Consider the following 24,491-nt stretch of genomic DNA (forward strand, 5'->3'; position numbering starts at 1 on the left):
AGCCTCAAATAAGATCAAAACACAACCCTCACATTATGCAATAAACACTATGAAGTCAACAACTTACTGAAACACACTGAAACGAATTGAACCGCCATGAAAAGGCTATTTTTCTGACTCGAAATCAGGTGTACCGAAAGGTACCTAGGGTTCGAATCCCTATCTCTCCGCCATATTAAGAAAGGCCGGTCACTATGACCGGCCTTTCTTGCATTTCGCCAGCGGCCTCATTCCTGCCTTCCCACTCGTGAACCTGCCTCTTTGTCTTAGTCATCCTCTCTCACTCCCATTCACCAGAGCTTTTTCCGTGATCCCTCAGAGTACAGCTTTGATATAATAAGTGCTTGGAACCGCAACACATAGTGTGGAGGTGGGACATGAAGTTACTTAAGACAGTACTTCGTTCTTTTTGTGTCCTATCGCTGGTCGCAAGTCTTTCCGGCATGACACCCGCCCTTGCGGCTGACGATAACCCGACCGGTGATCTCAGCAAGGATCTGAAGGAGATGCCGGTGCTCACTGGGGAAACTTGGCAAACTCTTCCCCCTGAGGCGAAGATCACTTTCATCTGGGGAATCGGACACGTGGTGACCATCGAGGAAAACGTGATTCAACGCCACCCCGAACTGAAGAGACAGGGGTTCGCTGCAAAGCTGGCCGAGGGCCTGCGCGGCGTCCCGATGGAAACCATCATCGTCGATATCGACAGCTACTATCACAACAAACCTGACGATCTCGACGTACCGGTCATGCACGTAATCTGGAACCAGATCGTCAGACCTAAGTTGAAAGTTGGCATCGCCGACCGGCCCTTCGCCGGTTCAGGCGGACCGTAGGCCAGGCAAGGAGGCAGCGCATGAAAGCTCTAAGATATATCGCAATCGTGCTGCTGGCAGCGCTTAGCTTTGGGTGCGTGGGGATGACGCGCCAGCAACAGAGCACCCTTAGCGGAGGCGCAATAGGCGCCGGCGGCGGAGCCTTGATAGGCGGACTTTCCGGCGGAAGTCCCGCAGTAGGAGCTATACTCGGGGGCGCAGCGGGCGCTCTGACCGGTTACATCCTGGGTGAACCCGGCTCCGGCCGTTATTATCAACGCCGTTGACGTCTTTGATGATGCATAACCACAACCAAGGGGTTGCAGCCAAGCGCTGCAGCCCCTTTCCTTTTTCTCAGCCCGTGCTCCAGCCCGTCGTCCCGTGCGCTTCACGCGGCATCTTCCCTTGCAGTTCAAGTTTTGAGCTGCTGTTCATTTTTAGCGAGCACTAATGTCGTTAGACACTTACCTGCATTCCGGTTCATCCAGGTGTGCGAACGGAGTACAGACGAGGGTGAAAGCTCATTTCAACTCGGTACAGCAGAAAAAGCCAAACATAAATAATCACAAACAAATGAAAGATTTTTCACAGACCAACAGCCGCTTGGCACATTCGCTGAAATACCTCCGGGTAGAAGCGCAACCCAACCACATACGGAGGTAGACCATGGACGAGTACGTTTTCAAATCAACCGGCCCTGACCCCATCTACATGGCAAACGTCAACATCTTCTTCCCCGTTCTGTTCAACCTGGAACTCTTCAAGAACGGATGGCCGGAAGACAAGTTCGGTTCCCAAAGCGTGCTGCAAAACGACGTGGACTGGTACAGACAGATGTACGAGAGCGGACGCACCGGAAACCGTCCGCACATAGCAGCCCGGAAGTCCGCCCGGGAGCACCTCAGTGAGCGCATCCGGAAAATCTTGCGGTATGCGACGCTGATGGCAAACGAAAACGATGTAAAGGCCCTGCTCAATTCGGGTGTGGTCATCTACAAGACCAGAAAGAGAGCCCACAGGACTGCAAAGCAAGTTCAATCCTAACGTCAAGGAGGCGCAGGCAGTCGCCTCCCTCCGACAGCCTCTCTATCAATTCGTTCCTGCTTCCAACCACCCCGACGGAACCGCACCTGATGATCAGGTCAGGATTTCCGCCGGGGTCCTTTTGTCCCTGGCCCAGCCTCGCAATGCTCAAGCCTTCTCCCCCCTCCAAAGCAGCCATTTTTTCTAATGTAGGTGCACGTTCAAAATAAACACGGTCGTTATTTCTAATGTAAGGGCATGATCCAAACAAATCAGTTCGCAGGTGCTCAAAGTGAAGGGCAAACACATCAAGAAGGGCGGTTACCCATGCCTTTTTCACCAGATCCCAAACCAAGTCTCTCCTCCACAACTCGCCAGCCCTCCCATTTCTCTTCAAGTAGCTCTTCCCGTGGTCAGAAATCACTGATTTTCAGCGCTGCCAGCACCGATACCATCGCTGGGATGCCTTGTTTAAATTAAGTATGACCTGCTTTATTTTAGCTACGGTCATAGTTAATTTAAAAGCGACCTTCTTTTATTTAACTGCGGACCACACCCCCTTCCCACGAGGTTGCCTCCTGTAAAACCCAATCGTCGTGAATTTGGTTGCACCCGAGCTTATATCCGTTGCGACCAGTTCCGCAATCGACGCGCTGCGGTCACAATCGACCGTGACCAGATGCAACCTAATTGCGCCAGCGATAAATTTGCGATATTTGGGCGGCCGTGATAACATTAGCTGTCGCCAATATAGTGACACGTTCTTCTGCTTAAAGCAGGAAAGGAGGACACCATGAAACGTAAAATCGCAACTGCAGTCATGCTCACCCTAACCACCGTCTGGGCCCTCGCAGGCTGTCACACCGTCAAAGGGGTCGGCCAAGACATGCAAAGCGGCGGCAAAGCAATCGAGAATTCTTCCGGGCGATAATTTCCTCACTCTGAAACGAAAAGGCCAGTCTCAAAGACTGGCCTTTTTCTATTGCTCTTAGCAACTCACCCCTTTTCCCCTAAGGGACGGATTGGCTCCGCCAGGTGCCTGCCCCCTTAAGGCTTGGATAAGGTGGATGAGCCGAATAAAGCGTTCCGCGAGAGGGACAGGCACCCAACGAGCCAGTCCCTTCTGCCATAATCATCTTTGCGTCACCCGCGCCACCCGTCCGCGGATGGCGAAGGCGAGACGGGCCAGACGGCGGTGCGGGTAGCTCGGATCGATGACCGGGATCCCCTCTCGACAGGTCACCAATCCCTCCTCCTGCGCCCTCTCGAAACAGTCGTGGGCCGCGTTCCTCAGGGTGTCGAAAAAGAAGATGGAGGAGATCATGGCGTTGTAACAGGTGACGCCCAACACCTCGTGGGACATGAGGCCGCTGGCATAGCCTCCCAGTGCCACCAGGGCGACGTACGGCGCGCTTACCAGCGCCGTGTAGAAGATCAGCGTCGCCCGCGCCCGGATCGCCGCCTTGGTGAGCCGCACCCCTTCCCAAGGATCTTCTTCATCGTAATAGTAGTAGTCACGTTCGCGCACGACACCCTCCTACTGCTCCGGAAACGGCCCGCTCCGCTTCCTCCGGTTTAGGAATTATCCTCAAACCGCAATTCCCTGTCAATCGTCAGTCGCAATGCGCACCGTTCCGGCGATTATCCACCTAACCCTGCTTGTTACAATCAAAAACAGGCTTCCCCCTGCCCGTCAGTCCCCCCTCTCTTGCTCCTCATCCACAGGCATATGATTCTAACTGGTTACACCGCGTGTCACGGCCTTCGTTCTCCTCTGAAAGCCCCCCGGCATGTCACAGGGAGGCAACAAATCCACAGTGGCAGCTGCTTTATCAACACGCCAAACCATATCCGTAAAAACTTTTTTCGTCGCTTTCATTTCACCTGATTGCAACACGACTGCAACATCCGCGCGCTAAGCTGCCCGCTAAATAATGAGAGAAGAAAAGGAGAAAGCCATCATGGAGCTTATGGCGGTAGGAGACAGCTATATCTGGTACTGCGACTGGTGCGACACCAAAAATGTCACCCCCTGGGTGAGAGCCCGGGAGAACGAAGTGTGCTGTGCCGCGTGTCACAAGAAATTCACGGCGCACGGCAATGACAGGCCGGGCAGGGAGGCTACACCGCATAGTCAGGTTGCTCTCGGCTGTTAACCACGGACAGAAACGGACGGAGCCGAACCGGACTACCGCCTGTCGCTGGTGAACCAGCGCGGCAAAGATGCCTACCCCATCGTGGGGCTCACCTGGCTGGTTAAAAAGGGGGAAAAGATGACGTCCACGCTGCACTACACCCCGCTCCCCGACACCTGGTCCAGCCAGGTCGAGAAGACGATCAAGAGCATCAACGTTGCACCGTAGCTTCGAGAGAGTTCCGTGAGATGCGCGGCGCCCTGCCTGGAGGTGGAGCGCCGCGGCTGCGCCTGATCCTGTCACAGTGAACTTGACCATATTAGGATTCACAGATATAGTCGCAGCCGCAATACAAGCTCATTTAGGAAAAAACGTGATGCCTCGAAAGAAGATCCTGTTCCTGTGCACCCATAACTCCTGTCGCTCCCAGATGGCAGAGGGACTGGCCAATCACCTCCTCGGCGCGGGGTTCGAGGCCCACTCGGCCGGGACCGAGGCTACGCGCGTCAACCCGCTGGCCATCAAGGTTCTCGCCGAGATCGGGATCGACATCTCCGGTCACCGCTCCAAGACTCTCGATGAGTTCGACGGCGAGAGTTTCGACTACGTGGTGACCTTGTGCGGTGACGCCAACGAGAAATGCCCCCTTTACATCGGCAGCACGCAGCGCAGCCACCACGGTTTCGACGATCCCTCGCGCTGCGTCGGCAGCGAAGAGGAAGTCCTGCCGCAGTACCGGCGCGTACGCGATGAGATCAAATCCTGGGTTCTCCAATGCTTCGGAGGCAACGCGTGAGCGAACATCTTTTCCGCAGACCATTGTTCCTGGACCGCTGGCTGACGCACTGGATTTTCATCGCGATAATACTCGTCTGTGGTATTTATTCGGCGTGGGACAAATACGAAACGTCTATCGCTATTGATTTTTACCAAATGTGGGGGATTGGCAATGCTATGAAAGCAAGCGACCACTCCCTGCCCACCCCTTATTTTGCAAAAAGCCAGTACGGAAAAATTCTCGATGCGATAAGCGAAGCAACTCCCGACGAACGGCTGCAGGTTGCCAATAAAACAAATCATCAAATCTACGATTTTGGCTTGGAACCGACTGCCTCACCGCTACTTTTTGCCCTTTTCGCCCTTTTCCCGCGAGGTTATTCCCAGTCCTATGGTATCTTTCTCGCTTGTGACCTTTCTCTGTTTGCTTTTTCCATAGTCCTTTTATTCAAGCGGTTTAGTTCGTTGTCGACGTTCCTGGTCCTGCTATTTGGCATCATCCTATTTGAGCCTTTTCGCTCCGATTTAAACCTTGGCAACCTCAACCTGTTTCAGTTTAGTGCTGTTTCGATTGGGCTTTACTACTCCGAAAAGGTCAGATCACATGACGCGAGTTTTGCATCCCGTGGCATTTTCCTGGCTTTGATCGCATTTGGTACGCTCATAAAGCCGAACCTCGCACTGATTGCCATTGCCTTTGCGGCACCTCTTTTATTACCAATCCGACGAGAGGAAATAATCAGATTACTGGCCACACTCGTCACTTCAGTTTTTTTATTGCTGGCCATTCCCTGTATCTATTTCAAGTCCTTTACCGTATGGAGCCATTGGCTGCAATACCTCACGACTGCAGGCAAGCTTAATTTTGGCTTATTTAGCGGCAACTTGTCCACTACAGCCGTTATCGCTTTCGTTTCAGGTCAACCTTCCGACAGCCTTAAGATCGTTATCCTGGTACTGTCTGCGATATTCGGCACCGTTGCAATGTTCTGCTCCACGCCTCGGTCGCTCCGGTGTCTGCTAGGCTGCTCCGATTCGAGCATCGCGATTGCGATGATAGTGACTTTAGCTATCTCCCCTCTGGTTTGGTGGCACTATTACTTGATATTATTGGTCCCGATCATCTGGCTCGTGAATGTCGGGCCAATGTTCTCAGTCCCCTCGGCTTTAGGTGTATTGTCGCTGCTACTGGCTTCTAACATCATTTCGCTCTTCGACAGAAACCTGTACTTGTACAACGTTTATATCGTACCAAGCTGCTGGATCCCCCTACTGGTCGGCGTACTACTAGCTTGCCGGGCACAACTCGACGTGCATAATCCATCGTCACGCCAACACGAAATGCTTCGGAGCAACTCATGAGCGAACATCTTTCACGCAAATTGTCTTTTCTGGACCGCTGGCTGACCCTGTGGATCTTCGCGGCCATGGCCCTGGGCGTGGCCGTCGGCTACCTGGTGCCGGGGGTAGAATCCTTCATCAACCGCTTCCAGGTCGGCACCACCAACATCCCCATCGCCTGTGGTCTCATCCTGATGATGTACCCGCCCTTCGCCAAGGTGCGCTACGAGGAGATGCCCGAGGTGTTCCGGAACAAGAAGGTGCTCGGCCTCTCCCTGGTGCAGAACTGGGTGATCGGACCGGTACTCATGTTCGTGCTCGCCGTCGTCTTCCTCCCGGACAAGCCCGAATACCTGGTGGGTCTCATCATGATCGGCCTCGCGCGCTGCATCGCCATGGTGATCGTCTGGAACGAACTGGCCAAGGGGAACACGGAGTACGCAGCGGGACTGGTAGCGTTCAACAGCATCTTCCAGGTCCTCTTTTACAGTGTCTATGCCTGGTTTTTCATTACCGTGCTCCCGCCTTATTTCGGTCTGGCCGGCAGCGCCGTCGACGTCAGCATCAAACAGATCGCGCAGAGCGTCTTCATCTACCTGGGCATCCCCTGCATCGCCGGCGCCATCACCAGGCTGATCGGGGTGAAGGCGCTCGGGGTGGAGCGTTATCACCGGGAGGTCGTGCCGCGCATCGGCCCGATCACCCTGGTCGCGCTCCTTTTCACCATCGTGGTCATGTTCAGCCTGAAAGGGAACCTGATCGTGCAGCTCCCGCTCGACGTGGTGAGGATCGCCATCCCCATGCTGATCTACTTCGTGGTGATGTTCCTGGTTTCGTTCTACCTCGGCAAGAAGCTCGGGGCCGATTACTCCAAGACCACCACGCTTGCCTTCACGGCCGCCAGCAACAACTTCGAGTTGGCCATCGCCGTCGCCGTGGCGGTGTTCGGCCTCAATTCCGGGGCGGCCTTCGCCGCGGTGATCGGACCGCTGGTGGAGGTGCCGGTCATGATCGCGCTGGTGAACGTCGCCTTCTGGTTCCAAGGTCGCTACTTTGCCGAACAGGCCCGGGGCTGACGCCAAGGCTGCTACGCGCGGCACCAGGGGCGGGGGGAAAACATCACCGGCCGATCTTCTTGATGAGATCCCCCATGCGGTCGTCGGCCTTTCCCAACTCTTTGCCGATCTTCTCTACGGCCTTGTCGACATCCCTGCCGGCACGTTCCGCGGGACCTTCCTTCTTGCAGCCGCAGATACCGCTAAGGCTACCAACCACTATCACGGTGACGATGCCTTTGCTCATGTTCATCCTCCAGCACCTCCTTTTCGACCATCGGGAGCGGCGGCAGGGCACGCCGCTTCCCGCCCCTGCTAAGAGTTGTTGCGCCCCCTGCCGTGTCCGCCGCGATGTCCGTTGCCGGGCCCGTCGCCGCGCCCACCACCCCGCTCGCTGCCCCCTCCGGCGAAGTGGAGATCACCATTTTTCAGGGCATGGAATTCGCGAGACCCCGGCTTAATGCCGAGCTCCTTGGCTATGGCTCCCCACCCCTTCTTCCTGTTGGGCTGGTACACGGCAAGAACCGACTCCGGCGGCCGGTGCGACATCTGGCCCAGTTGCAGGATCATGAAGGCGTCGGCGGGTTCGGCGACCGACCGGACCACCATCTGCACCTGGGTCACCGGCACCCCGAACTGGGTGCTGAGCCCCAGTGAAAACCCGGGCAGGTCGGCGCGGGCCTGGACGTTCACGTTGGAGAGGAAAACCTCGAGCCCGCCGGCAAAGGCCGCAGTCGGGATTAAAATGCACAATGCCAGCAGGATAATGATCTGGCGCATCGTGGTGCCTCCGGAAATCTGCTTCATGTCTTTCATTTCAATTTTCTCCTTCTGATTTTTTCAGAAAAGGCCTTGTCGAGTCTCACCCTGTAGTAAAAGTTGTGAGACGCCGTCGCCATGCTGTTATCCAGCAGGAAATCATAATAGGAGCCCTCATCTTCCACCTCGATAGTGATCCTGTATTGCTGAATCAGGCTGTAAGACGGGCTCAGTCGCTCCACCCTGCAGCCGACATACTCGTCGCACAGGATCTGCAGTTCAGCAGGCCCCAGAATCAGCACATCGGTGATTCTCATCGCATCACCTCCTGCCACGCTGTGCCAAGGTCATCGGCACGATCGCCGGTAATGGGTCGGTCAAGCATTGTCTTTTATTTCTCCTTTCAGCCCCGTGCCGGGCCGGTCGCCTGGTTCCCTGCCGCAGCCGCCTCCCCCAAGCCGCGCCCTCATCTTCTCCGCAAAGGCCTTGTCGTTCTTGACCCTGAAGTAGAACCTGTTCGAGGTCATCGCCATGCAGTTGTCCTGAAGGAATTCGAAGTAGCGCTCTTCATCCTCGTCCTTCAGGATGACCCGATACCGCTGGATCATCGCGTCCGCACGGGTGAGCTTCGTCACCTTGCAGTCGGGGAAGGCTTCGGTCAAAATGGTCGGTTCCCCGAGCCCTATAATCAGCGTATCGATGATCACGCTCATCCACGGTTCTCCTTTCCCTCCCTGCGCTGTCTCAGCGCGCAGGAAGGAAATCGATCGGGTACAGGATGGTGGTTTTAGGCACTCCGTCCTTGGGACCGAAGTTGAATTTCCTGACCCTGTCCACGATCTGCTCACAGAACTCGGTGGCGTTGATGTTGGTGGATTCAACCGAGCAGGCGGAGACCACGCCGCTTGGTTCGATGGCGATCTTCAGGACCATCTTGCCGCGCAGGGTCGGGTCCTTGCGCAACTGGGTGTTGTAGATGCGGTAGAGGGCCGCCTTGTAACGGTCGAAGAGGATCTGGATTTCCTCGTCGGTGCGTGCGGCACGGGCGTTGGAGCTAAGCGGCCTCCCCTCTTTCGCCCCTCCTGCTCCGGCGATCCCGCTTTTGACCTGGGTGAAGCCTGCGCCGCCCCGGCCGAGCCGGCCCTCTTTGCCTCCCCCGATGTTGCGACCGACCGCGGCGTTGCCGATACCGCCGCTGCCGCCGTTGCCGACGTTCTGGCTCACCGCGGCGTAGCCACCTCCGCTCCCGGCTCCCCCCTGCATGGTCACCAGAGACCGGCTGGCAACCGCCTGACCTGCGGCATTGGCGCTGTTGAGACGGGCCTCGGCGCCAAGTCTCGGGGTGGGGGTCTCGTCGATGAGATCCTTGAAGCTGTCCTTGAAGGCAAGCATCCCCGTGTTCTGCGACCTCTTGGGGGCCGCCGTCTGCTCGACGGCCGCCGTCTTCGGCCGGTCCTGGGTCCGCTCCTCCTGGGCCTCAGCCTGCTTTTTCTCCTCGTTTTTCTGGCTAGCCTGCTCCTTCTTGGCCGGGTCCTTGTCCGTCTCCTTTTTCTCCTGCTCTTTCCTGGGTGGGGGCGGTTTGGGGGTCTCCTTGCGCACCATCATGGCGAGCCGCTCCGGGACCTCGGCTATGACGGGGTGCACCGGCGGCGGGACCGTCACCACGCGCACGATGACGCTCAGGATGAGGCTGAGCAGCATGGCGATGGACATGGCACGGCGGTAGCGCCGCTCGACCTCGCCGTCGTTGCTCCAGGGCATCACCAGGATGTGCTCGGGGAGAGGGAAAAGCTCCCGTTCCACGAGGAATTCCTCTTCGCGCCGCTCGTCACGTGCGTGGGCGTCCTGGATGGCATCGTAGAGACACTCCAGCTCCTCGCGGCGCCGGTCGACCTGCGTCTTGAGACGGGCCTTTGTTTCCAGGACGCCGTGGATCTCACCGTCGAAAGCCGCGATCAGGCTCCGCATCTGGGCGACCCGCGCCGCGGAGTCCTTCACCTCCGGCACCGCTTCCCAAAAGAGATGGTTCCCGTCCAACTCGGCAAGCCGGTCGATGGCGTTGCAGGCGTCCCTGAGGGCGTCGAAACGCATCCGGTCGGCGGAAAACATGTCCAGTTCCGACTCCGTCACGCGCAACTGCATCTCCAGGTCGTTGAGCGCTTCCTTGACCTGTCTGACCTGCGCGTTGAGCGGCGCCAATTCCTGTTCCAGTAAGGATGTATTCACAGTGCACCCGCTAGGCATGCGACGCTTTCTGGATGACGGCAAGTGATATCTTTCCGTATCCGGAAGCGGTGCAGCTCGTCATGATTTTTTTGAGCACCTTGAACGGGATGTTCTTGTCCGCGAGCAAGGTCACTTCCCTCGTTTCGTTTTCGGCGATCTGCGTGTTCCGGCCCTGGTCGATCTTGCTTTGGATCTCGTTCAGCCGATCCGTCACTTCGCGCACCGTTGCAACCCTGTCGTCGTAGAGCTCCGCAGTCTTGACCACAGGCTGTCCCTGCACCACGACCGTCTCGGGAGTCACCGAGACCACCACCGTCCCCCTGGGCTTGGTCTCCACCACCGAGTTCGGCAGGGTGAGACGCTGCTCGGGCATGTCGCCGTTGAACGAGTGGAAAAGCAGGAAGAACACCAGGACCGAAAGGACGTCCAGCATCGGGATGAGATTCAAAAATGCCTGTCGGCGATGGTTGTTGCGCTCCAGCCGCTTCATGCGCCTGCTTTCTCTCATGGTGCATCTCCTATCGATATCTTCGGGAAGAGGACGATCTTCGCCCCTTGCGCGCTCCCCGGCGTCTTCACCACGGTGCCGCGCACCACGTCCATTACCTGGACCAGATAGTCGTATTCGACCTTCGGCTCCATCAGGACGGTTGCATCTTCCTTGTCGGGGTACTGGGCCTTGATGCCGCGCATCACTTCGGAGAGCTTTTCGAGATCGTACCTGTCCCCCTGCTTAGGGATGACGGCCTCCACGGACTTGCCGTTGGCGATCTCCAGCCCCGCCTTGCGGACGATCACCTCGATGGCGAAGTTCGGCTTGGCGGCAGCCGCCGCCCCGGCGCCGGTAGGGACGCTCAACTCCATGATGGTGATACTGGTGAAGACCGCAGTGATGAGCAGAAAGACGACGAGAACGGTGAAAACGTCCATCATGGGCGTCAGGTTCAGCACCTCCATGATGTCCATATCCAGTTCTTCTTTCTGCCTTCTTCTACGTCTGGCCATAACCGGCTCCTGTCATTTTCTCTGTAGTGGGTTTCGGGTTCTCAGTACGCACGCTTGGCGAAGGTGGAGATGCTGTTCAGCGCCTTCACCGAAACCATCTCCAGGCTCCCCACGATCTGACCGGTGGTCGAGGTGAGGCGGGCGTGGATCAGCAGCAGCGGGATCGCGGACATGAGGCCGAAAGCGGTGCAGTTCATCGCCTCGGAGATGCTGGCGGCCAGCAGTGCCGCCTTCTCGGCCGGACTCGCCGTGGCGACCGCGGTGAAGGCGGCGATGAGGCCCATGATGGTGCCCAGCAGCCCGAACAGGGTGGCTATGTTCGACAACAGCGCAAGGTACGGGGTGCGCTTCTCCAGCTGGGGTATGATCTCCATGAGGCTTTCTTCCATGGCGATCTCTATGTCTTCCCTCCTTCTCACCGCCCCCTGGCGCGCGAGTCCCATGGAAAGCATCTGTGCTATGGTGGAGCTGTCCTCGTTGACAAGGGCTCGCGCCCTGTCGAAGTCGCCGGTCGCCAGGATGGGGTGCACCTGGTCCCAGGTCTGGCTGTTCTCCTTCTTCACCCGGTTAAGATGGATCCAGCGCTCCACCGCGATGGCGAGCCCCGCCGCCAGTACCAACAGAATCGGGAACATGAAGAACCCACCCATCTGGAAAAACCTTACGATTGCGTGCATCACTTGCCTCCTTGCCTGTAGACCTCTGTGGGTCGATTGATCCGCTGATGCGGTGATTTATTCAGCGCTCGCCTTGGCCCCTGCGCTCACGTCGTAGAAAGCGACCTCGCGCAGAAGGACCTCCCGGTCCACCGGTGTGGCTCGCTCGTCCAGTGTCCTCGCGAGACTGGCTTCGGCGCCGAGCTCCGAGCTTTTCCAGGGGACGATGACCAGGGACATGGGAGCCTCCTTGTTGCCGAGGACCGACATACCCGAAACCATCTTGGGTTCGGAGTCGCCGGGGAGCGCAGTGCCTGCCGCGCCCACGTTGACATTGGGGTCGTCAGGCGCGGCGGTGCCATCGTCCTGCGCGATGACGATACCGACCGGGAGAAGGACCAAAAAGATGAAGAAAAACAGCCTGCCATACATAGTACGTTCCTCCTTGTAGCGGCGATGTCCGAGGGAAAACCTGATCTGCCGGTAACGGTGGTGCCTCCATGAAAAGCCCGGCGGCCTCGCCTCCCGTCCGGCCGGCGGAGCTCGCCTCCCGCTTTGTATCTGGGGGCACTCGAAGTCCTCAACACTCATTGGCGCGGCCCCGACTCCTTGTGCATGGCGACCTGCCCGCTGCGCCCCTGCAGGTCGGCGATCCACAGCTTCACCTGCTTGTCGTCGGGGGTCGCCCTGCTGTACGCCTCGTAGTGCGCCCGGGCGCAGGAGAGATCCTTGAGGTAGAGATCGCAGAGGATGGCGAGGTTGCGCTCCAGGGGCCGGTATTCAGGGAACGCCGCCAGGGATTTCTCGTAGACGGCGCGCGCCTCGGTGAAGCGACCGGCCTTGCGCAGCAGCAGGCCGTACTCGTTGCCCGCCACCGGGTGCCCCGGGATCGCCTCCAGCGCGGCCTTCAGGTGCTGCTCGGCCTGTTCGGGCCTGTTCAGCCGGCTGTAGGCACCGGCTGCGTCGATGCGGGGTGCGGTGAGCGCCGGCGCCTGCGCGATCACCTTTTCCAGCAGTTCCGCGCCCTTCTGGTCTTCGCCCACCTTCAGGAGCTCGATCGCCTTGTCGAAGTCCGCGCGCGCCTGCCGGTCGAGGTTGACGGGCTCCCTGATAACGAACCCTTCTCTCCCCTCGCCCAGACGTTTCACCGAAGGACCGGATGGCTGCGGCTGGGACGTCTCGGCCACGGGGGGCGGGACGGCATCGGGTACCTTTTTCGCGTGCCCGCCGGTCACGCACCCGGACAAGACCAGGAGCAAAAGGAACAGGAGCGGAAAACCCGGACGGTCGTTCACCAATCGCTTCACTTGTTACCCCCCTTCGGGCGCCGCTTCGCGGCCCCCTTCTTCGATTTCTTCACCTTGGTCGGTGCGGCTTTCGGGGCAGCCTCCTTGGTATCCGCCGATGCGGCATTGGCGGCATCTCCCTCCGCTGCGCCCCCCTCCGTGACCTTGCCCGCCGCCTTTGCTTCTCCGGGGCCGGCCGCCGCGCCTTCCGCGGCATTGCCGACCGCGGCGGCAGGCTCGACAGGCGCCACCGCATCGCTTAGGACCGGGTTCCCCGCTGCCGGAACCGGTGCCGCGGGTGCTGCCGGTTTTTCGATCTCATAGCTGTAGCTCTCCAGCGAAGCCATCATGCCGCTGGCGGCTTCCGGCTTGTCGTAGCGCACCGGCAGGAGCTTCGCCAGCTTGCCGAGGCTCTTGTCGATCCAGCCGTTGTAGATGCCCAGGGAGATCAGCTCCATGTTCTTCTCGTGGACCGTGATCGCCTTCTCCTCGAAGGGGAAGGCCTGTTCCTCCAGGGCCATCTCGTACTCCTGCAACTCCTGGGGGTTGAGGTCGCCCGGACGTTCGGAACCGGTGAGCGCCTTGGCGAAGTGCCCGTAGATCTCGGCGAGATAGAAGGTCGCCGCCGCGGTCACCTCGCCGACTTCGTACTGCGGCAGCTTGTTGAACTCCTGAATGGTGGCCTTCATCAGCTCCTTCTTCTTGGCCAGGTTGGTTTCGAACGGCTGCACCAGGCGGATCTCGGTGAAGCGTTCGTAGCTCTGCTCGGCGAGCACCAGGGCCCCCTTGCCGGCCAGGTACCTGGTGCGCGGGGTGCGCGCCGGGCCGGCCGCGGCGTCGATGGCCACGATCTCCCTCAGTTCGTCGAGGTACCCCTTGCGGTCGTCCTCCTTGAGGAGCTCGCAGACCTTGTTGCGCATCTCCAGGTTCACCTCGACCGGCTCCGGGAAGTAGCCGACGTAGCGACGGTAGACGACGAGGGCCTGCTTCCGGTTTCCGGTCTGCTGGTGCAGGTCCGCCGCCAGCATGAGGGATTCCCTTCTGACCTCCTCGTCCTTGAACTCCGTCTCCAGGCGTTCGTATTCGCCGGCGGCCAGGGAGAGCTGCCCGTCCTCCTTGTAGACGTGGGCGAGCTTGCGGGTCACCTCCGGCTGCAGTTCATGCCCCGGAAAGAGCCCGCGGAAGCCGGTGAGGACCGCCGTCGCCGCTTTCCAGTCCTTGAGCTGGATCAGCGCGACCGAGGCGTCGTACTCGGCGTTGACCCGGATCTTGGACCCGGCGGCCATGCGGCCGACGCGCAGGAAATGGTCCGCGGCGCCGCGGTAATCCTTGGCGGCGTTGGCCTGCTCCCCCTGTTTGTAGATGGAGGCCGCCAGGTTGTCGGTGAAGCCTTCCCGGCTCTTGTCGTCCGCGGGGACCAGCGCCAGTACCTGGACGTAGGCGGCCTCGGCGTCGACGTATCCCTTCAGCTCGTAGGAGGAGTGCCCGACCACGATCCAGGCCGACTTGAGCACGTCCTTGTCGGCGGCCGGGAAGGTGGCGATCAGCTTGCGCCCCACCGTGAGCGACTGCTGGTAATCCTTCAACTCGTAGAGGTCGTCCGCGGCCGCCCCGAGCACGATCGCCGCCTTCTCGTGTTCCGGGAAGGTGTCGGCGAACCGCAGCGACGTGCGCACCGCTTCCCGCTTGACCTGGTCCTTCTCCTCGTCCCGGGCGCCCTTCAGCTGTTCCCGGTAGGCGAACACGGCCGCATAGCCCGCGGCGGAAGACTTCTCGTAGCGCGGGTAGTCGTAGGCGGTCCGCTCGTATTCCTGCGCCGCGCGGGCGAAGGAGCGGTTCTCCATGAGCAGGTCCGCCATCTGGTAGTTGATCACCGGCGACTCGGCATCCTTGGGGAAGGAGACCAGAAACTCCCCGTACCAGTGCAGGGCCTCCTGGAAGTTCTCCTCCCTCTCCTTGGCGTGTTCCGGAGCCTGGTACAGCGCATGGTAGTGGTGGGCGAGATCGGTGAAGTTTGTCTTCAAAAAGCCCAGGACCTCGGGGCGGGAAGCCGGCTCGAAATGCTTCCAGTACTCCGCCTTCAAGCCGTAGTTCCTGGCGAATTCCTTCTTCGCCTCGATCACCAGGGTCGGGAAGCCACCCGCGATGTGGATCTCGATCACGCGCATGCTGAACTGCGGCGAGGCGCGGTGGAAGGGGTTGCGGCTCACGAAGGCGTTGTACGCCGCCGCAGCGTCGCTGTAACGGCGCTTCTCATAGTAGAACTCGCCCAGGTTGCTGTAGACCCGGTCCTCGTAACTGCGGCTGCCTTTCTTCTCGAAGTACTCCACGGCGGAAGCGGCGCCGTGCAGATAGGAGAAACTCTGGCTGACGACCCGGAAGGTGTCGTCGACCCGTTTGTGCTCCAGGTCGTCGCCGCTCTGGGCGAAGTCGTACCCGGTGGCGACCTTGTGGTCCAGCAGCGCGATGAACCGGTCCAGCCCCTCCTCGTAGAGCTCCTGCTTGTAGAAGGTCCACCCCAGCTTGTACAGGGCCAGTTCGTAGTAGGAGGTCTCGGGGCCGGCCTCGACCAGCCCCTTGTACACCCCTTCCGCCTCGATGTACTGCCTGTGGGTGAAGAAGTACTCCGCGCGGCGGAACTGCACCTCGTTCAGGTAGCGCGACTTCGGGAAGTCCTTCACCATGCGCTCCAGCACGCCCATCGCCTGCTCGGTCTCGCCGAGCTCCTCGTAGGCGCGGGACATCTGGTAGAGAACCTGGTCGTTGCCGTCGTAGCGGGGGTACTTGTCCAGGAGCTTCTGGTACAGGGCGATCGCCTCGCGGGCTCCGGCCCGTTCCCCCGTCTCGTGTCCCCCCTGGGCCTTGAGCGCCCTCTGTTCGAAATCGCCCTCGGGCTCCCCTGCTTTCTCCGCGTGGGGAACAGCGGCGGGGGCCGCCTGGAGTTGGGTCCGCTCCGGTGCCGGGAGTGCGGCATCGCGGCTGCTCCCGGCGGGGGCGGCAAGGTAGCCGTACTCCTTCTCGATCTTCAGGTCGGCCAGGCGACGGATCGCGGCCGGGGTGAGCGACGACTCCGGCGTCTCGTCGAGGAAGCGCTGGTATCCTTCCATCGCCTTGTCGAGCCCCCCCTCGATCGGCTCTTCCTTGATCTCGACCTGCACGTTCCTGAGCTGCGCGATGGTTTCCCTGCCGCCGCCGGACTGGCACGCGGCAAGGAGCGCGGCGACTGCCAGGAGCAGGAATCTGGTCCGCTTCATTCGCCCACCCTCTTTTGAGCCTGCGCCTTGTTGGCGCGATCGTAGCTGTCCGCGATGGCAAAGCGGGCGGTGACCTGGAACTGCTCGAGGCGCACCCGGCGCCGGGACAGCTCCTCCACCGCCATCGCCTCGAGTATCTTTCCCTGGCGCGGCAAAAGCGCCGCCACCTTTTCCCGGGCCGCCGCGATCCTCGCGCGTTCGCTGCGGATCGCATCGTCGTATCCCTGGTAGCTTTGCGCCGCTGCCTGGCGGATGCGCACGAAGGAATCGTACCGGCGCTTGAGCCGCTCGGTCTCCCGGTTCAGGTTGTCGAGGTCCTCGAAGGTCTCGGAGAAGCGCTGGTGGTACTGGGTGGCGATGTTCCAGGAGATGACACCGCGCAGCCGGGCCAGCCGCTGCGTGACTTCTGACGTCCCCCTCCCTTGACGGGAGGGGGTCGGGGGGTGGGTGAAGTCGCCATCAGCAACAGTCTCGCCGGTGGCACCTTCCCCCCCACCCTGACCCTCCCCCGCCAGGGGGGAGGGGACCTTGTGAGCGGCGATCTGCTCCAGCCGCGTGATCTCCTCTCTCGCGATCCGCTCCTGCGCGGTTGCCAGGTGGTCCGGGCGCGGCGCGGTCAGCATGGCGTGCAGCCGTTTCTCGATGCGGTCGCGCTGCTCCTGGCGCAGACGGATCTGGGAGTCGAGCTGCTTGAAGGCCTCGTCGATCTCGGGGAGCAGCGGCTCGTAGTAGCCGCGGCGCAGCTTGACCATCTCCTCGAAGGAGTTCAGGTCCCTGTCCCAGACGGCGAGCCTCTTCGCCAGCCCGTTCAGGTCGAGGTAGTTTTTCAGGGACTCCTGGAAGTCGTTGGAAGCCATCAGTTCGAGGAGGTAGTAGGTTTCCGGCGCCTGCGGCAGGGTGCGCAGCTTCACCACCCAGTCCGGGTCCTGCCGCAGTTCCTCCCGCTCCAGGGCCTTCAGGAACTTCCCTTCCTGCACCGAAACGATGGACTGCCCCAGCTTGTCGATCTCCTTGCCGAACGATGCCAGCGCCTGCCCGTACAAAACGGCCGCTTTCCCGTAGACCTTCAGCTTGCCGTAGGCAAACGGCATGGCCAGGAGGGCCTCCTGCACCGCGGGATCGGTCACCTCGCGCGTGGCAAGGATGCTCCAGGGAACCAGCGCCCTTTCGAACTGCCCCTGGTTGGCGTCGGCCCACCCCGAGCCCAAAAGGGCGCGGTTCGAGAAGGGGCCGCTCAGACGCACCCGGTCCAGGACCAGCTTGGCTTCGGCGCCTTTGTTCTCATCCAGGAGCTTGTAGCCGAGCACCAGGTTGGACTTGTCCCTGATCGCCTGGCTGGTGGAATCAAGGTTCGCGACCAGCCCCGCCCGGTCCAGCTGCTGTCGCCCGTCCTGCTCCTTCCCCTGCTGCATCAGCGCTATCCCCATGTTGTAGCCGGCGAAACCTTCCAGCCCCTTCGCCCCCAAAAGCTCCTTCAGAATGCGCGACGCCTCCTCGGGGCGGCCGTTGGCCATGAGAACCTGCGCCCGCAGGAATTCGACGTCGTCGCGGATCCGCTGCGGCACCTCGCCCCGGATGCGCTCCATCGCCTGCAGCGCCTCACGCGGTTGATCCTTGCGGAAGTAGAGCCGGGCCAGCCGGTAGATGGCCGCGTTTCTCTGCGGCTCGTCCACCTTCCCCTCGACGACCGCGCGGATGGCGCGCCCGGCGCGCAGGTGCATCCGGTACCCCAGTTCGAAGTCGCCGACGTCGAACTCCGCCTGGTTCACGTGGGGGTAGAGCGTGTCCAGCGCCGGCTCGTCGACCCGGCGGTGCTGCCCGAGTTCCGTGTCCAGCCGCGCCACCGAATCGAACCACTCCCCCTGGTAGGCGTGATACAGCGCCTCTGCGAAGTAGACGTCCCTGAGGCCGGCTGCGGGGCGGGGATCACGGTCGCCGCTTTCCGTGGCGCTGCCGGCTGCCAGCACCACGCTCGCCGACAGCAGACAAAGCAGTATGAGAATCACCCTGGGCATGGCTTACCAGTCCTTGACGGTGATGGTCTTGCTGCCGGTGAGGACCACCCCGACCAGTTTCGGGCCGATCCCCTTGGCGATCTTGAAGCTCTCCTCCCTCTGGAAATCCGATCCGCTCTCGGTCTTGCCCATGGCCGTCACGTGCAGGGGGTGCTCGCCGGTCATGGCGTTCCCCACGTGGATGCGCTGCACGCCCCCCTTCCTGAGCGCCTCGATCTCGTTGTAGGTATAAAGGTGATGGGCGACCTTCTTGCCGTCCATCTCGATGGTCACGGCGTCGAGGCGGAACTTCTCGGTCCCCTCCAGAGAGACGAAGATGGCGACCTGGGTGTCGGAGGGGTAAAGCAGCTTCTCTTCGAGCCGGTTCAGCTGTGCGGCGATGGAAAGGACGTCCGCCTTGATCTCCTGCACCTGCTCGTCCAGCCCCTTGGTCTGCTCCTTGGCAGCCGCCCGCTTGGCCTCCGCCGTCACCGCTCCCTGCCCGGCCGGGACATGCGCGGGCTTGGCCGCAGGTGCGGTCTCGACGCCCTCCGGTGCGCTCTGCGCGTCGGGTTCTTCCCCCCCCCGCACATCGACATCCTCCGGCACGGCCTGTTCCTCGACCCCCTCCGGAGCGACCTCTTCCCGCACGCTCTCCTGCCCCGCCGGTCCCGGGGCGGCTCCCTGCGCATAGGCAGGAAGGGTCAACAGAAGTACCCAGATCACTACGACGATTACCTTCAGAACTTTGCTCATGTGTGCCACCTATGTTTAGTTGTGCCTGCGTCCATGGCTGTCCCCCTCCCGGCCGTCCCCTCCGAAGGGAAGACCCCAATTATCTTCCCTCGAGGGGAGGCCGGGAGACGCGCACTGCTCGAATTGCTAGATCATCCCCACCACGTTGACGAATACCCCCTGGTGCCGGTAACTGAAGTCGGTCAGGTCGTCGGAAAAGTTGCTGAAGTTGTAACCGCCTCCCATCTTCACGTTGTTGCCCAGGCGACGGTAGAGCCCCAGGAGCACGCCGCTGCGCCGGTCCTTTGCGTCCGGCAGGTCGAGCAGGCGCCCTTCGACGAGGGCATCCCACTTGTGCAGGAAGTGCCAGTCGACCCGCGCCACGTAGAGATGAGCGTTGCTGTCGAAGTACTCCGGGTTGACCCGGTCCATGCTGACCTGCCCGAGCCGGTAGGCGTACTTGCCGCCGATGCTCCAACGCTCCGTGAGGTCGTAGGTGGCGTCGATGGACGCGATGTGGCTGCGCTGCATGACCCCCGCGTTCGTGCCGGTGCCGTTTAGCTGTCCCGCCGCCGGCAGGTTGAAGAAGTAGGTGTACTTGACCAGTGCGTTCAGGCGGTCGTGGGCGACCGGGCGGTAGGCGTATCCCACCACCGCCTCGGTGTAGCTGCCGTCGTAGAAATCCCCCTGCGAGCTGGTGCTCTGCGAGTAGTTGAACTTGCCGATCAGCCGCCAGTCCGGGGTCACCTGGTACTTCAGGCTGTTCTTGAACAGCCAGGTCGTGCGCTTCACCCGGCTCAGGTCCGCCTGCTCGGCGTCGTCCACCCGGTATTCCACGGCGCTCGCGAGCTTCACCTTGGCGAAGCCGTACCCCGCGCTCACCCCGAGCGCCTTCCTCTTGAGCTCCGCGCCGGTGAGGTTGTCACGCAGGGTGCCGAACTCCCCCTTGACCCCGAAGTTCAACCGGTCGGTGGGGGTGAGATCGACGCCGTAGGAGTTGAGCAGGCCGCTGGGGACGTCGCCGTGGGTGTAGCGTTCCTCGCCGTAGACGCTGGCGCTGTCCGAGTAGCGGGTGCGAAAGCCCGAGGTGAGCGCGCCTTTCCTCGCCTGCACGCCGTTGTCGGAGCGCTCGTTCTCCAGGGCGTAGTTGGTGTAGAGGGTGGTGCGGTCGCTGTAGAGGTACTCGCTGCCGAAGCGCCCCGCTATCCCCTGGTTCCCCCCGGACGCCTCGCCGTTCAGCTTCAGGCGGTCGGTGACGCGGAAGGCGCCCCCCACGCCGCCCCGGCCGTTACCCTCGCGGTTGCCGGTGGCGAGCACGGATTGCTGCCCGAAGAGGTAGCCGCTCCAGCGTGCCTTGGTGTCGTAGCCCACCTTACCGACGACGTCGACGCGGTCCCCGGTCTCCTGCGTCAGGGGGACTACGGCCGACTGGTCCTTGCGGCTGTCCAGGCGCGCCCCCAGCCCGGCGCTCCAGTGCTCGTCCACCTGGTAGTTGGCGTTCGCCTCGACCGCCGTCGTCTGCACTCCCTGGTCCACGTTGCGCTGGTCCGCCTTGACGTTGACCTTCAGGCGCTCGTTGACCGGCACCTCGGCGGTGCCGCCGATGAGGGTGGTTTCCTTTTCCGCCGCCTGGCCGGGCGCCGAGTACCCCGCCTCCAGCAGCTGGCTGTACATGGTCAGGCGTCCCCGCCACTCCTTGTTCAGGTCCTGCAGCCCGACGCTCGCATCGATCCGGTAGGCATTGGCTGCGGTCGCGGCATCGACGGGTGCCTGGACGGTGCTGTAGTTGAAGCCGCCGTCGAGCGAGGTGGAGGTGAAGAGCCCCGCCCCCTTGCTGCGGCCGGTCTCCAGCTTGAGCCAGGTGGCGGCGGACTTGCGCAGGGTGAGGTCCGCGCCGGCCAGGCTCTCGTCGATGTCGCCGTTCTTGCCGCCGGTGCCGGTGAGACCCAGCTTCACGTAATCACCGAACCAGTAGTGGGCCCGGCCGCCGAAGGTCATGGTGTCAAGCTCCGCTGCTCCCGGCGTGTACTCGTAGCGGGCCACCAGGTAAACCGGGTTGCCGCCGATGGTGTCGCTGTGCACCAGGAGGTTATCCGCCGCCGTCGACTCCAGGGGCTGGGTGAGGACCAGGCGCCCCTGCAGGTAATCGACGTCGTAGTCCTGGATCGGGGTCAGGTCCTTCACCGCCATCACGATGCCGGAATCCTTGTCCCGGATCTCGATGCGCACCCGCTCGGATCCCTGCAGGATGTCCTGGCGGCGCAGGTAGTAGAGGGAGCCGCCCGTGCCGCGGAACTCGTCGCGGCCGGCCACCGTCCCGGGCTCTGCGGCGAACCCGTCGAGCATGAAGCGCTTCTCGCCGAAGCTGGTCACGCCGGGGAGCTGGTAGTGGAGGTTCGCGCCGTAGAGCCCGCGGTCCACGTGGGCGAGGTCGTTGTCGAGGTAGCCGATCCTGAAGTTGCCCCACAGGCCGTAGCTCTGGTCCTTCTTGAGCCGGGCGTAAAATTTCCCGCTGGTGGGTGCATCCTCGAGCACGGTGGAGTCGTCGCCGTAGGTCGGGAAGTGGTAGTCCTGGTCGATGCGCCTGAAGAGCGACTCGGGCGACTTGTCCAGGAAGTTGGTGAAGATCTGGTCCAGGGGACCTTCCCGCGTGTCGGCGCTGGCGGTAAGCCTCCAGCCGTCGCCGAACACCCCGTTGGTGTAGAAGGCCAAGCGCCCCTCGGCGTTGAAGTCGTGGCTGTAGCGCGCCTGGTCCGGGGCGAGCAGCTTGGCCGGCCCGCTGGTCTTGTCCGCGGAGAGGGTCAGGTCGGCTATACCGACGGTGAACCAGTCGCTTTTGGGCATGGCCAGGTCGCGCAGGAAGAGCTCCCCGTTGCCGGCCTTGTCCAGCACCGCCACCTCGACGGTGTGCATCCCCTTGGGAAGGATCTCCTCGGCGATGAAGCGCCCCTTGGCGTCCACCGGCCCCGGGTACCCGGCCAGCCAGACCCGGTGCTCGGCGGGAATGGAGCTGCCGTAGGCCTGAACGGTGCCGCCGTCGACGGGGATGTTCCTCTGCGCGATGCGGCTGCCGCCGTACCCGGCCAAGAGCTCCCGTTCCGGGTCGGACTTGACGGCGCCGGCATCGACCTCTTCGACCACCCACAGCGGCTGGGGGACGGTCTCGTCGTAGTTCCCCCGGGCGTCGTAGACGCGGACCAGGTACTTGAGCTCACGGGCCGGAGTGACGGGGTTTTCGAAGCTGGCGCTCCACTGCGCCATCCCCTCGCCGTCCATGGGGACCACCGCCAGGGGGAGGTCGCGTACCGAGCGTTCCTCATCGAAGATCCTCACCTCGGCGCGCTTTATGAAGCTGTGGTAGTTGGCGTAGAGGCGGAAACGGACCAGGCTCTCGGGAAACTGCGTCCCCGCGAGGTCCCGGTAGCGGATGCTGCGCGGCCAGGCGGTTACGTTCAGCCGGGGCTCGCTCCTCAGGTTGTCGTACTTGAATTCGATGCTGGCGCGCTGCAGCGCCACGTCGGTGCAGCGCTGCAGGTCGGGGATGCTCTTGTTCAGGTCGTCGACCGGCTTGCCGTCCACCGAGATGCGCAACAGGTTGAGCGCCAGGGGGTCGGCCGCGTTCACCTCCCGGGTCATGCGCAGGATGTCCACCCCCTCGTAGTCGTTGATGGGGACCTGCTCGTCGTAGACGACCTGCACCTCGACCCGCGACTCACCCGTGCCGGTGAAGCCGGTGGCGACCACGTCCGCCGACTGCACGTAACCCCGCCCCTCGAACTCCGCCTGACTGGCGGCGAGCCCCATCTGCGCGCTCACCTGGTTCATGCTGCGGCGGGCGCGCGCCGTGGCCCAGCCGATATCGTCGCCGTAGACCGCGGCCGTGCGCCGGTCCAGCCGCTCGTTGTTGATGTAACCGATGAAGCGCAGGCGCACGTTGCTGCGCTTTTTGATGTCGTCCATGAGCGCTCTGAGCCGCTCGGTGTACCCCTCGGGGAGTACCGGGTTGCCGTCCTGGAACATGATGGCGGGGATGGGGCCGGAGGGAGGATCGTAGACCCTGGTGACGGTCTCGGCGCCGGCGTCCTCGGGACAGAGCTGCGGCTCGTCGGACAGTTCCTGGAGGGCGTCGTCGTGCCAGAACTCCACCGCGACGCGCCGGTTCAGCGCCCTCCCCTGCGGGGTGTCGTTGGAGGCCACCGGTTGCGTGGCGCCCTTCCCCTCGCTCTCGAAGGAGACCGGGGCACCCTTCAGGGCGTCCTGCACGGCGAGGGCGACGCGCCGGGCGACCGCCTTGGAGAGTCCCGTCTGGTCGCCGTAGATGCGCTCGTCCCGCTCCGCCAGCGGCGTGGTGTCGCTGTAGGCGATGAACTTCACGGCGACGTGCTGCTTGCCGGAGAGGTTGTTGAGCGCCTGCCTGATCTGGCGCGGGAACTCATCCGGCACGGAGACGAGGGCCGCGTCGTACTGCAGGGGGGCGACGAGGTTCTTGATCCGGACCCGGTGCGAGAGCCCTTCCTTGTAGCGCATCTTGCAGACCGTTTCGGTTCGGCAGATCTTGACCCGGTTCACCTGCGCCGGGACGATCACTTCCCTTTCCACCATCTTCTCGCCGATCTCGTCGTACCAGACCTCGACCTCAACCCGCCGGTTCAGGGCCCTCCCCTCCTCGGTGGCGTTGGAGGCGACCGGCTTGGCGTCGCCCATCCCCTCGTAGGAGATCGCCTCCGGCGGAAGCCCCAGGGCGCGCTGGCAGTATTCTGCCGTGGTGCCGGCTCGCTCGCGGGACAGCCCGGTGTTGTCGCCGAATTTCCCCTGCAGCGCCCCGCTCAGGCGCTGGCTGTCGGCGTGCCCCACGAAGTGGAGCCGGACGTTGGCGCGGCCGCGCATCTTCTCGAGCACGCCGCGCAGAAGCTCCAGGTACTCCCGGGTGATCTCCGCCTCGCCGGTGCGGAAGCGGATGGGGGGCACCAGGTCGGTCAGCTTGACCGTCTTCACGTCCTTCTCGGCGACCTTGCGCTTTTCGGTGCGGTCCCCCTGGTCCTGCGCAAACACGGACGGGTCGAGAAGCCACGGGGTATAGGTCGCTTCCTTGGGCAGATGCCCCTCGGTCGTCTCACCGCGACCGGCGGCGTCCCGGACGTTGGGGGTCGTGGCCGCCGGCACGGCGGCAGCCTTGGCGACCGGCGCGGGTGTGCTCTCCGCACGGGCCGCGGGCCCGGCTGCGGCCAACGACACCAGGATCATGAATGTAAGGGCGATACGTCGCTTCACCATTGGTCCCATCCATCTACCCAAACAGGTTAGGTTCTCTTGCTGTCCCAATATCAATGCAGGTCACCGATCTTTAGCTGCACAGGTTTCTGCGCTTCCGTTCCCTCCCCCGGAGGGGGAGGGTTAGGGAGGGGGATCGCCGGAAGATTCCCCCCCTCC

24 protein-coding genes are annotated in these 24,491 nt (G+C 62.0%); 9 read left to right on the top strand and 15 right to left on the bottom strand.

What is annotated here, in order from left to right; translation table 11 throughout:
• Nucleotides 1–377: 377 nt before the first annotated feature.
• The 4 genes from KP004_RS17185 (at nt 378) to KP004_RS17195 (ending at nt 2,769) form a co-directional block, all read left to right on the top strand.
• Complete coding sequence (locus tag KP004_RS17185; protein WP_216799644.1) at nt 378–836, top strand: hypothetical protein; 459 nt, start codon at nt 378–380, stop codon at nt 834–836.
• A gap of 20 nt (nt 837–856) precedes the next feature.
• Nucleotides 857–1,102 (top strand): YMGG-like glycine zipper-containing protein, encoded by a 246-nt coding sequence (locus tag KP004_RS21590; protein WP_275423144.1) that lies wholly within the window; start codon nt 857–859, stop codon nt 1,100–1,102.
• Between the two features lie 379 nt (nt 1,103–1,481).
• The gene (locus KP004_RS17190) at nt 1,482–1,859 is read left to right on the top strand and encodes a hypothetical protein (protein ID WP_216799645.1); all 378 of its coding nucleotides are present in this window, start codon (nt 1,482–1,484) and stop codon (nt 1,857–1,859) included.
• 772 nt (nt 1,860–2,631) lie between these two features.
• Nucleotides 2,632–2,769 (top strand): entericidin A/B family lipoprotein, encoded by a 138-nt coding sequence (locus KP004_RS17195; protein WP_216799646.1) that lies wholly within the window; start codon nt 2,632–2,634, stop codon nt 2,767–2,769.
• Nucleotides 2,770–2,970: 201 nt separating this feature from the next.
• Here the strand turns inward: KP004_RS17195 and KP004_RS17200 are convergent, their stop codons facing one another.
• Nucleotides 2,971–3,366: a hypothetical protein gene (locus KP004_RS17200; protein WP_216799647.1), complete on the bottom strand. Its 396-nt coding sequence runs from the start codon at nt 3,364–3,366 to the stop codon at nt 2,971–2,973.
• 406 nt (nt 3,367–3,772) lie between these two features.
• Between KP004_RS17200 and KP004_RS17205 the strand changes: the two genes are divergently transcribed.
• From KP004_RS17205 to arsB, 5 genes are all read left to right on the top strand, one after another.
• Nucleotides 3,773–3,994 (top strand): hypothetical protein, encoded by a 222-nt coding sequence (locus tag KP004_RS17205; RefSeq protein ID WP_239026844.1) that lies wholly within the window; start codon nt 3,773–3,775, stop codon nt 3,992–3,994.
• A gap of 48 nt (nt 3,995–4,042) precedes the next feature.
• Nucleotides 4,043–4,201, top strand: coding sequence for a hypothetical protein (locus KP004_RS17210; RefSeq protein WP_437178134.1), 159 nt, complete (start codon nt 4,043–4,045; stop codon nt 4,199–4,201).
• A 148-nt stretch (nt 4,202–4,349) separates the two neighbouring features.
• Complete coding sequence (locus KP004_RS17215; RefSeq protein WP_216799648.1) at nt 4,350–4,769, top strand: arsenate reductase ArsC; 420 nt, start codon at nt 4,350–4,352, stop codon at nt 4,767–4,769.
• Entirely contained in the window at nt 4,766–6,112 is a 1,347-nt protein-coding gene (locus KP004_RS17220; RefSeq protein ID WP_216799649.1) for a DUF2029 domain-containing protein, read from the top strand. The genes KP004_RS17215 and KP004_RS17220 overlap by 4 nt, the downstream gene beginning before the upstream one ends.
• Nucleotides 6,109–7,167, top strand: a complete 1,059-nt coding sequence (arsB, locus tag KP004_RS17225; RefSeq protein ID WP_216799650.1) for an ACR3 family arsenite efflux transporter — start codon at nt 6,109–6,111, stop codon at nt 7,165–7,167. The genes KP004_RS17220 and arsB overlap by 4 nt, the downstream gene beginning before the upstream one ends.
• Nucleotides 7,168–7,210: 43 nt before the next feature.
• Here arsB and KP004_RS17230 read toward each other — a convergent pair whose 3' ends face one another.
• From KP004_RS17230 to KP004_RS17295, 14 genes are all read right to left on the bottom strand, one after another.
• Nucleotides 7,211–7,399: a hypothetical protein gene (locus KP004_RS17230; RefSeq protein WP_216799651.1), complete on the bottom strand. Its 189-nt coding sequence runs from the start codon at nt 7,397–7,399 to the stop codon at nt 7,211–7,213.
• 62 nt (nt 7,400–7,461) lie between these two features.
• A complete protein-coding gene (locus KP004_RS17235) occupies nt 7,462–7,953 on the bottom strand; it encodes a hypothetical protein (protein WP_437178135.1) in 492 nt (163 codons plus the stop codon).
• 5 nt (nt 7,954–7,958) lie between these two features.
• Nucleotides 7,959–8,222 (bottom strand): hypothetical protein, encoded by a 264-nt coding sequence (locus KP004_RS17240; protein WP_216799652.1) that lies wholly within the window; start codon nt 8,220–8,222, stop codon nt 7,959–7,961.
• 60 nt (nt 8,223–8,282) lie between these two features.
• The gene (locus KP004_RS17245) at nt 8,283–8,618 is read right to left on the bottom strand and encodes a hypothetical protein (RefSeq protein ID WP_216799653.1); all 336 of its coding nucleotides are present in this window, start codon (nt 8,616–8,618) and stop codon (nt 8,283–8,285) included.
• Nucleotides 8,619–8,649: 31 nt separating this feature from the next.
• A complete protein-coding gene (locus KP004_RS17250; RefSeq protein ID WP_239026845.1) occupies nt 8,650–10,131 on the bottom strand; it encodes an AgmX/PglI C-terminal domain-containing protein in 1,482 nt (493 codons plus the stop codon).
• 10 nt (nt 10,132–10,141) lie between these two features.
• Nucleotides 10,142–10,639, bottom strand: coding sequence for an ExbD/TolR family protein (locus KP004_RS17255; RefSeq protein ID WP_216799655.1), 498 nt, complete (start codon nt 10,637–10,639; stop codon nt 10,142–10,144).
• Entirely contained in the window at nt 10,636–11,136 is a 501-nt protein-coding gene (locus KP004_RS17260) for an ExbD/TolR family protein (RefSeq protein ID WP_216799656.1), read from the bottom strand. Before KP004_RS17260 ends, KP004_RS17255 begins: the two co-directional genes overlap by 4 nt.
• A gap of 41 nt (nt 11,137–11,177) precedes the next feature.
• Nucleotides 11,178–11,813 (bottom strand): MotA/TolQ/ExbB proton channel family protein, encoded by a 636-nt coding sequence (locus KP004_RS17265; RefSeq protein ID WP_216799657.1) that lies wholly within the window; start codon nt 11,811–11,813, stop codon nt 11,178–11,180.
• 57 nt (nt 11,814–11,870) lie between these two features.
• Nucleotides 11,871–12,224, bottom strand: coding sequence for a hypothetical protein (locus KP004_RS17270; RefSeq protein ID WP_216799658.1), 354 nt, complete (start codon nt 12,222–12,224; stop codon nt 11,871–11,873).
• A 155-nt stretch (nt 12,225–12,379) separates the two neighbouring features.
• Nucleotides 12,380–13,099: a tetratricopeptide repeat protein gene (locus KP004_RS17275; protein ID WP_239026846.1), complete on the bottom strand. Its 720-nt coding sequence runs from the start codon at nt 13,097–13,099 to the stop codon at nt 12,380–12,382.
• On the bottom strand, nt 13,096–16,332 hold the full coding sequence (locus KP004_RS17280; protein ID WP_216799659.1) for a tetratricopeptide repeat protein: 3,237 nt from the start codon (nt 16,330–16,332) through the stop codon (nt 13,096–13,098). The genes KP004_RS17275 and KP004_RS17280 overlap by 4 nt, the downstream gene beginning before the upstream one ends.
• Nucleotides 16,329–18,347, bottom strand: coding sequence for a tetratricopeptide repeat protein (locus KP004_RS17285; protein ID WP_216799660.1), 2,019 nt, complete (start codon nt 18,345–18,347; stop codon nt 16,329–16,331). The genes KP004_RS17280 and KP004_RS17285 overlap by 4 nt, the downstream gene beginning before the upstream one ends.
• Nucleotides 18,348–18,350: 3 nt before the next feature.
• Nucleotides 18,351–19,082, bottom strand: coding sequence for a hypothetical protein (locus KP004_RS17290; protein WP_216799661.1), 732 nt, complete (start codon nt 19,080–19,082; stop codon nt 18,351–18,353).
• Nucleotides 19,083–19,208: 126 nt separating this feature from the next.
• Nucleotides 19,209–24,335, bottom strand: coding sequence for an OmpA family protein (locus KP004_RS17295; RefSeq protein WP_216799662.1), 5,127 nt, complete (start codon nt 24,333–24,335; stop codon nt 19,209–19,211).
• Nucleotides 24,336–24,491 lie beyond the last annotated feature (156 nt).

The organism is Geomonas oryzisoli (assembly GCF_018986915.1).
GTDB lineage: Bacteria > Desulfobacterota > Desulfuromonadia > Geobacterales > Geobacteraceae > Geomonas > Geomonas oryzisoli.

Coding starts and splice junctions, on each gene's coding strand:
- KP004_RS17185 (WP_216799644.1), top strand. CDS start 378: ATGAAGTTACTTAAGACAGTACTTCGTTCTTTTTGTGTCCTATCGCTG.
- KP004_RS21590 (WP_275423144.1), top strand. CDS start 857: ATGAAAGCTCTAAGATATATCGCAATCGTGCTGCTGGCAGCGCTTAGC.
- KP004_RS17190 (WP_216799645.1), top strand. CDS start 1,482: ATGGACGAGTACGTTTTCAAATCAACCGGCCCTGACCCCATCTACATG.
- KP004_RS17195 (WP_216799646.1), top strand. CDS start 2,632: ATGAAACGTAAAATCGCAACTGCAGTCATGCTCACCCTAACCACCGTC.
- KP004_RS17205 (WP_239026844.1), top strand. CDS start 3,773: ATGAGAGAAGAAAAGGAGAAAGCCATCATGGAGCTTATGGCGGTAGGA.
- KP004_RS17215 (WP_216799648.1), top strand. CDS start 4,350: ATGCCTCGAAAGAAGATCCTGTTCCTGTGCACCCATAACTCCTGTCGC.
- arsB (WP_216799650.1), top strand. CDS start 6,109: ATGAGCGAACATCTTTCACGCAAATTGTCTTTTCTGGACCGCTGGCTG.
- KP004_RS17230 (WP_216799651.1), bottom strand. CDS start 7,399: ATGAACATGAGCAAAGGCATCGTCACCGTGATAGTGGTTGGTAGCCTT.
- KP004_RS17235 (WP_437178135.1), bottom strand. CDS start 7,953: ATGAAGCAGATTTCCGGAGGCACCACGATGCGCCAGATCATTATCCTG.
- KP004_RS17240 (WP_216799652.1), bottom strand. CDS start 8,222: ATGAGAATCACCGATGTGCTGATTCTGGGGCCTGCTGAACTGCAGATC.
- KP004_RS17245 (WP_216799653.1), bottom strand. CDS start 8,618: ATGAGCGTGATCATCGATACGCTGATTATAGGGCTCGGGGAACCGACC.
- KP004_RS17255 (WP_216799655.1), bottom strand. CDS start 10,639: ATGAGAGAAAGCAGGCGCATGAAGCGGCTGGAGCGCAACAACCATCGC.
- KP004_RS17260 (WP_216799656.1), bottom strand. CDS start 11,136: ATGGCCAGACGTAGAAGAAGGCAGAAAGAAGAACTGGATATGGACATC.
- KP004_RS17265 (WP_216799657.1), bottom strand. CDS start 11,813: ATGCACGCAATCGTAAGGTTTTTCCAGATGGGTGGGTTCTTCATGTTC.
- KP004_RS17270 (WP_216799658.1), bottom strand. CDS start 12,224: ATGTATGGCAGGCTGTTTTTCTTCATCTTTTTGGTCCTTCTCCCGGTC.
- KP004_RS17280 (WP_216799659.1), bottom strand. CDS start 16,332: ATGAAGCGGACCAGATTCCTGCTCCTGGCAGTCGCCGCGCTCCTTGCC.
- KP004_RS17285 (WP_216799660.1), bottom strand. CDS start 18,347: ATGCCCAGGGTGATTCTCATACTGCTTTGTCTGCTGTCGGCGAGCGTG.
- KP004_RS17290 (WP_216799661.1), bottom strand. CDS start 19,082: ATGAGCAAAGTTCTGAAGGTAATCGTCGTAGTGATCTGGGTACTTCTG.
- KP004_RS17295 (WP_216799662.1), bottom strand. CDS start 24,335: ATGGTGAAGCGACGTATCGCCCTTACATTCATGATCCTGGTGTCGTTG.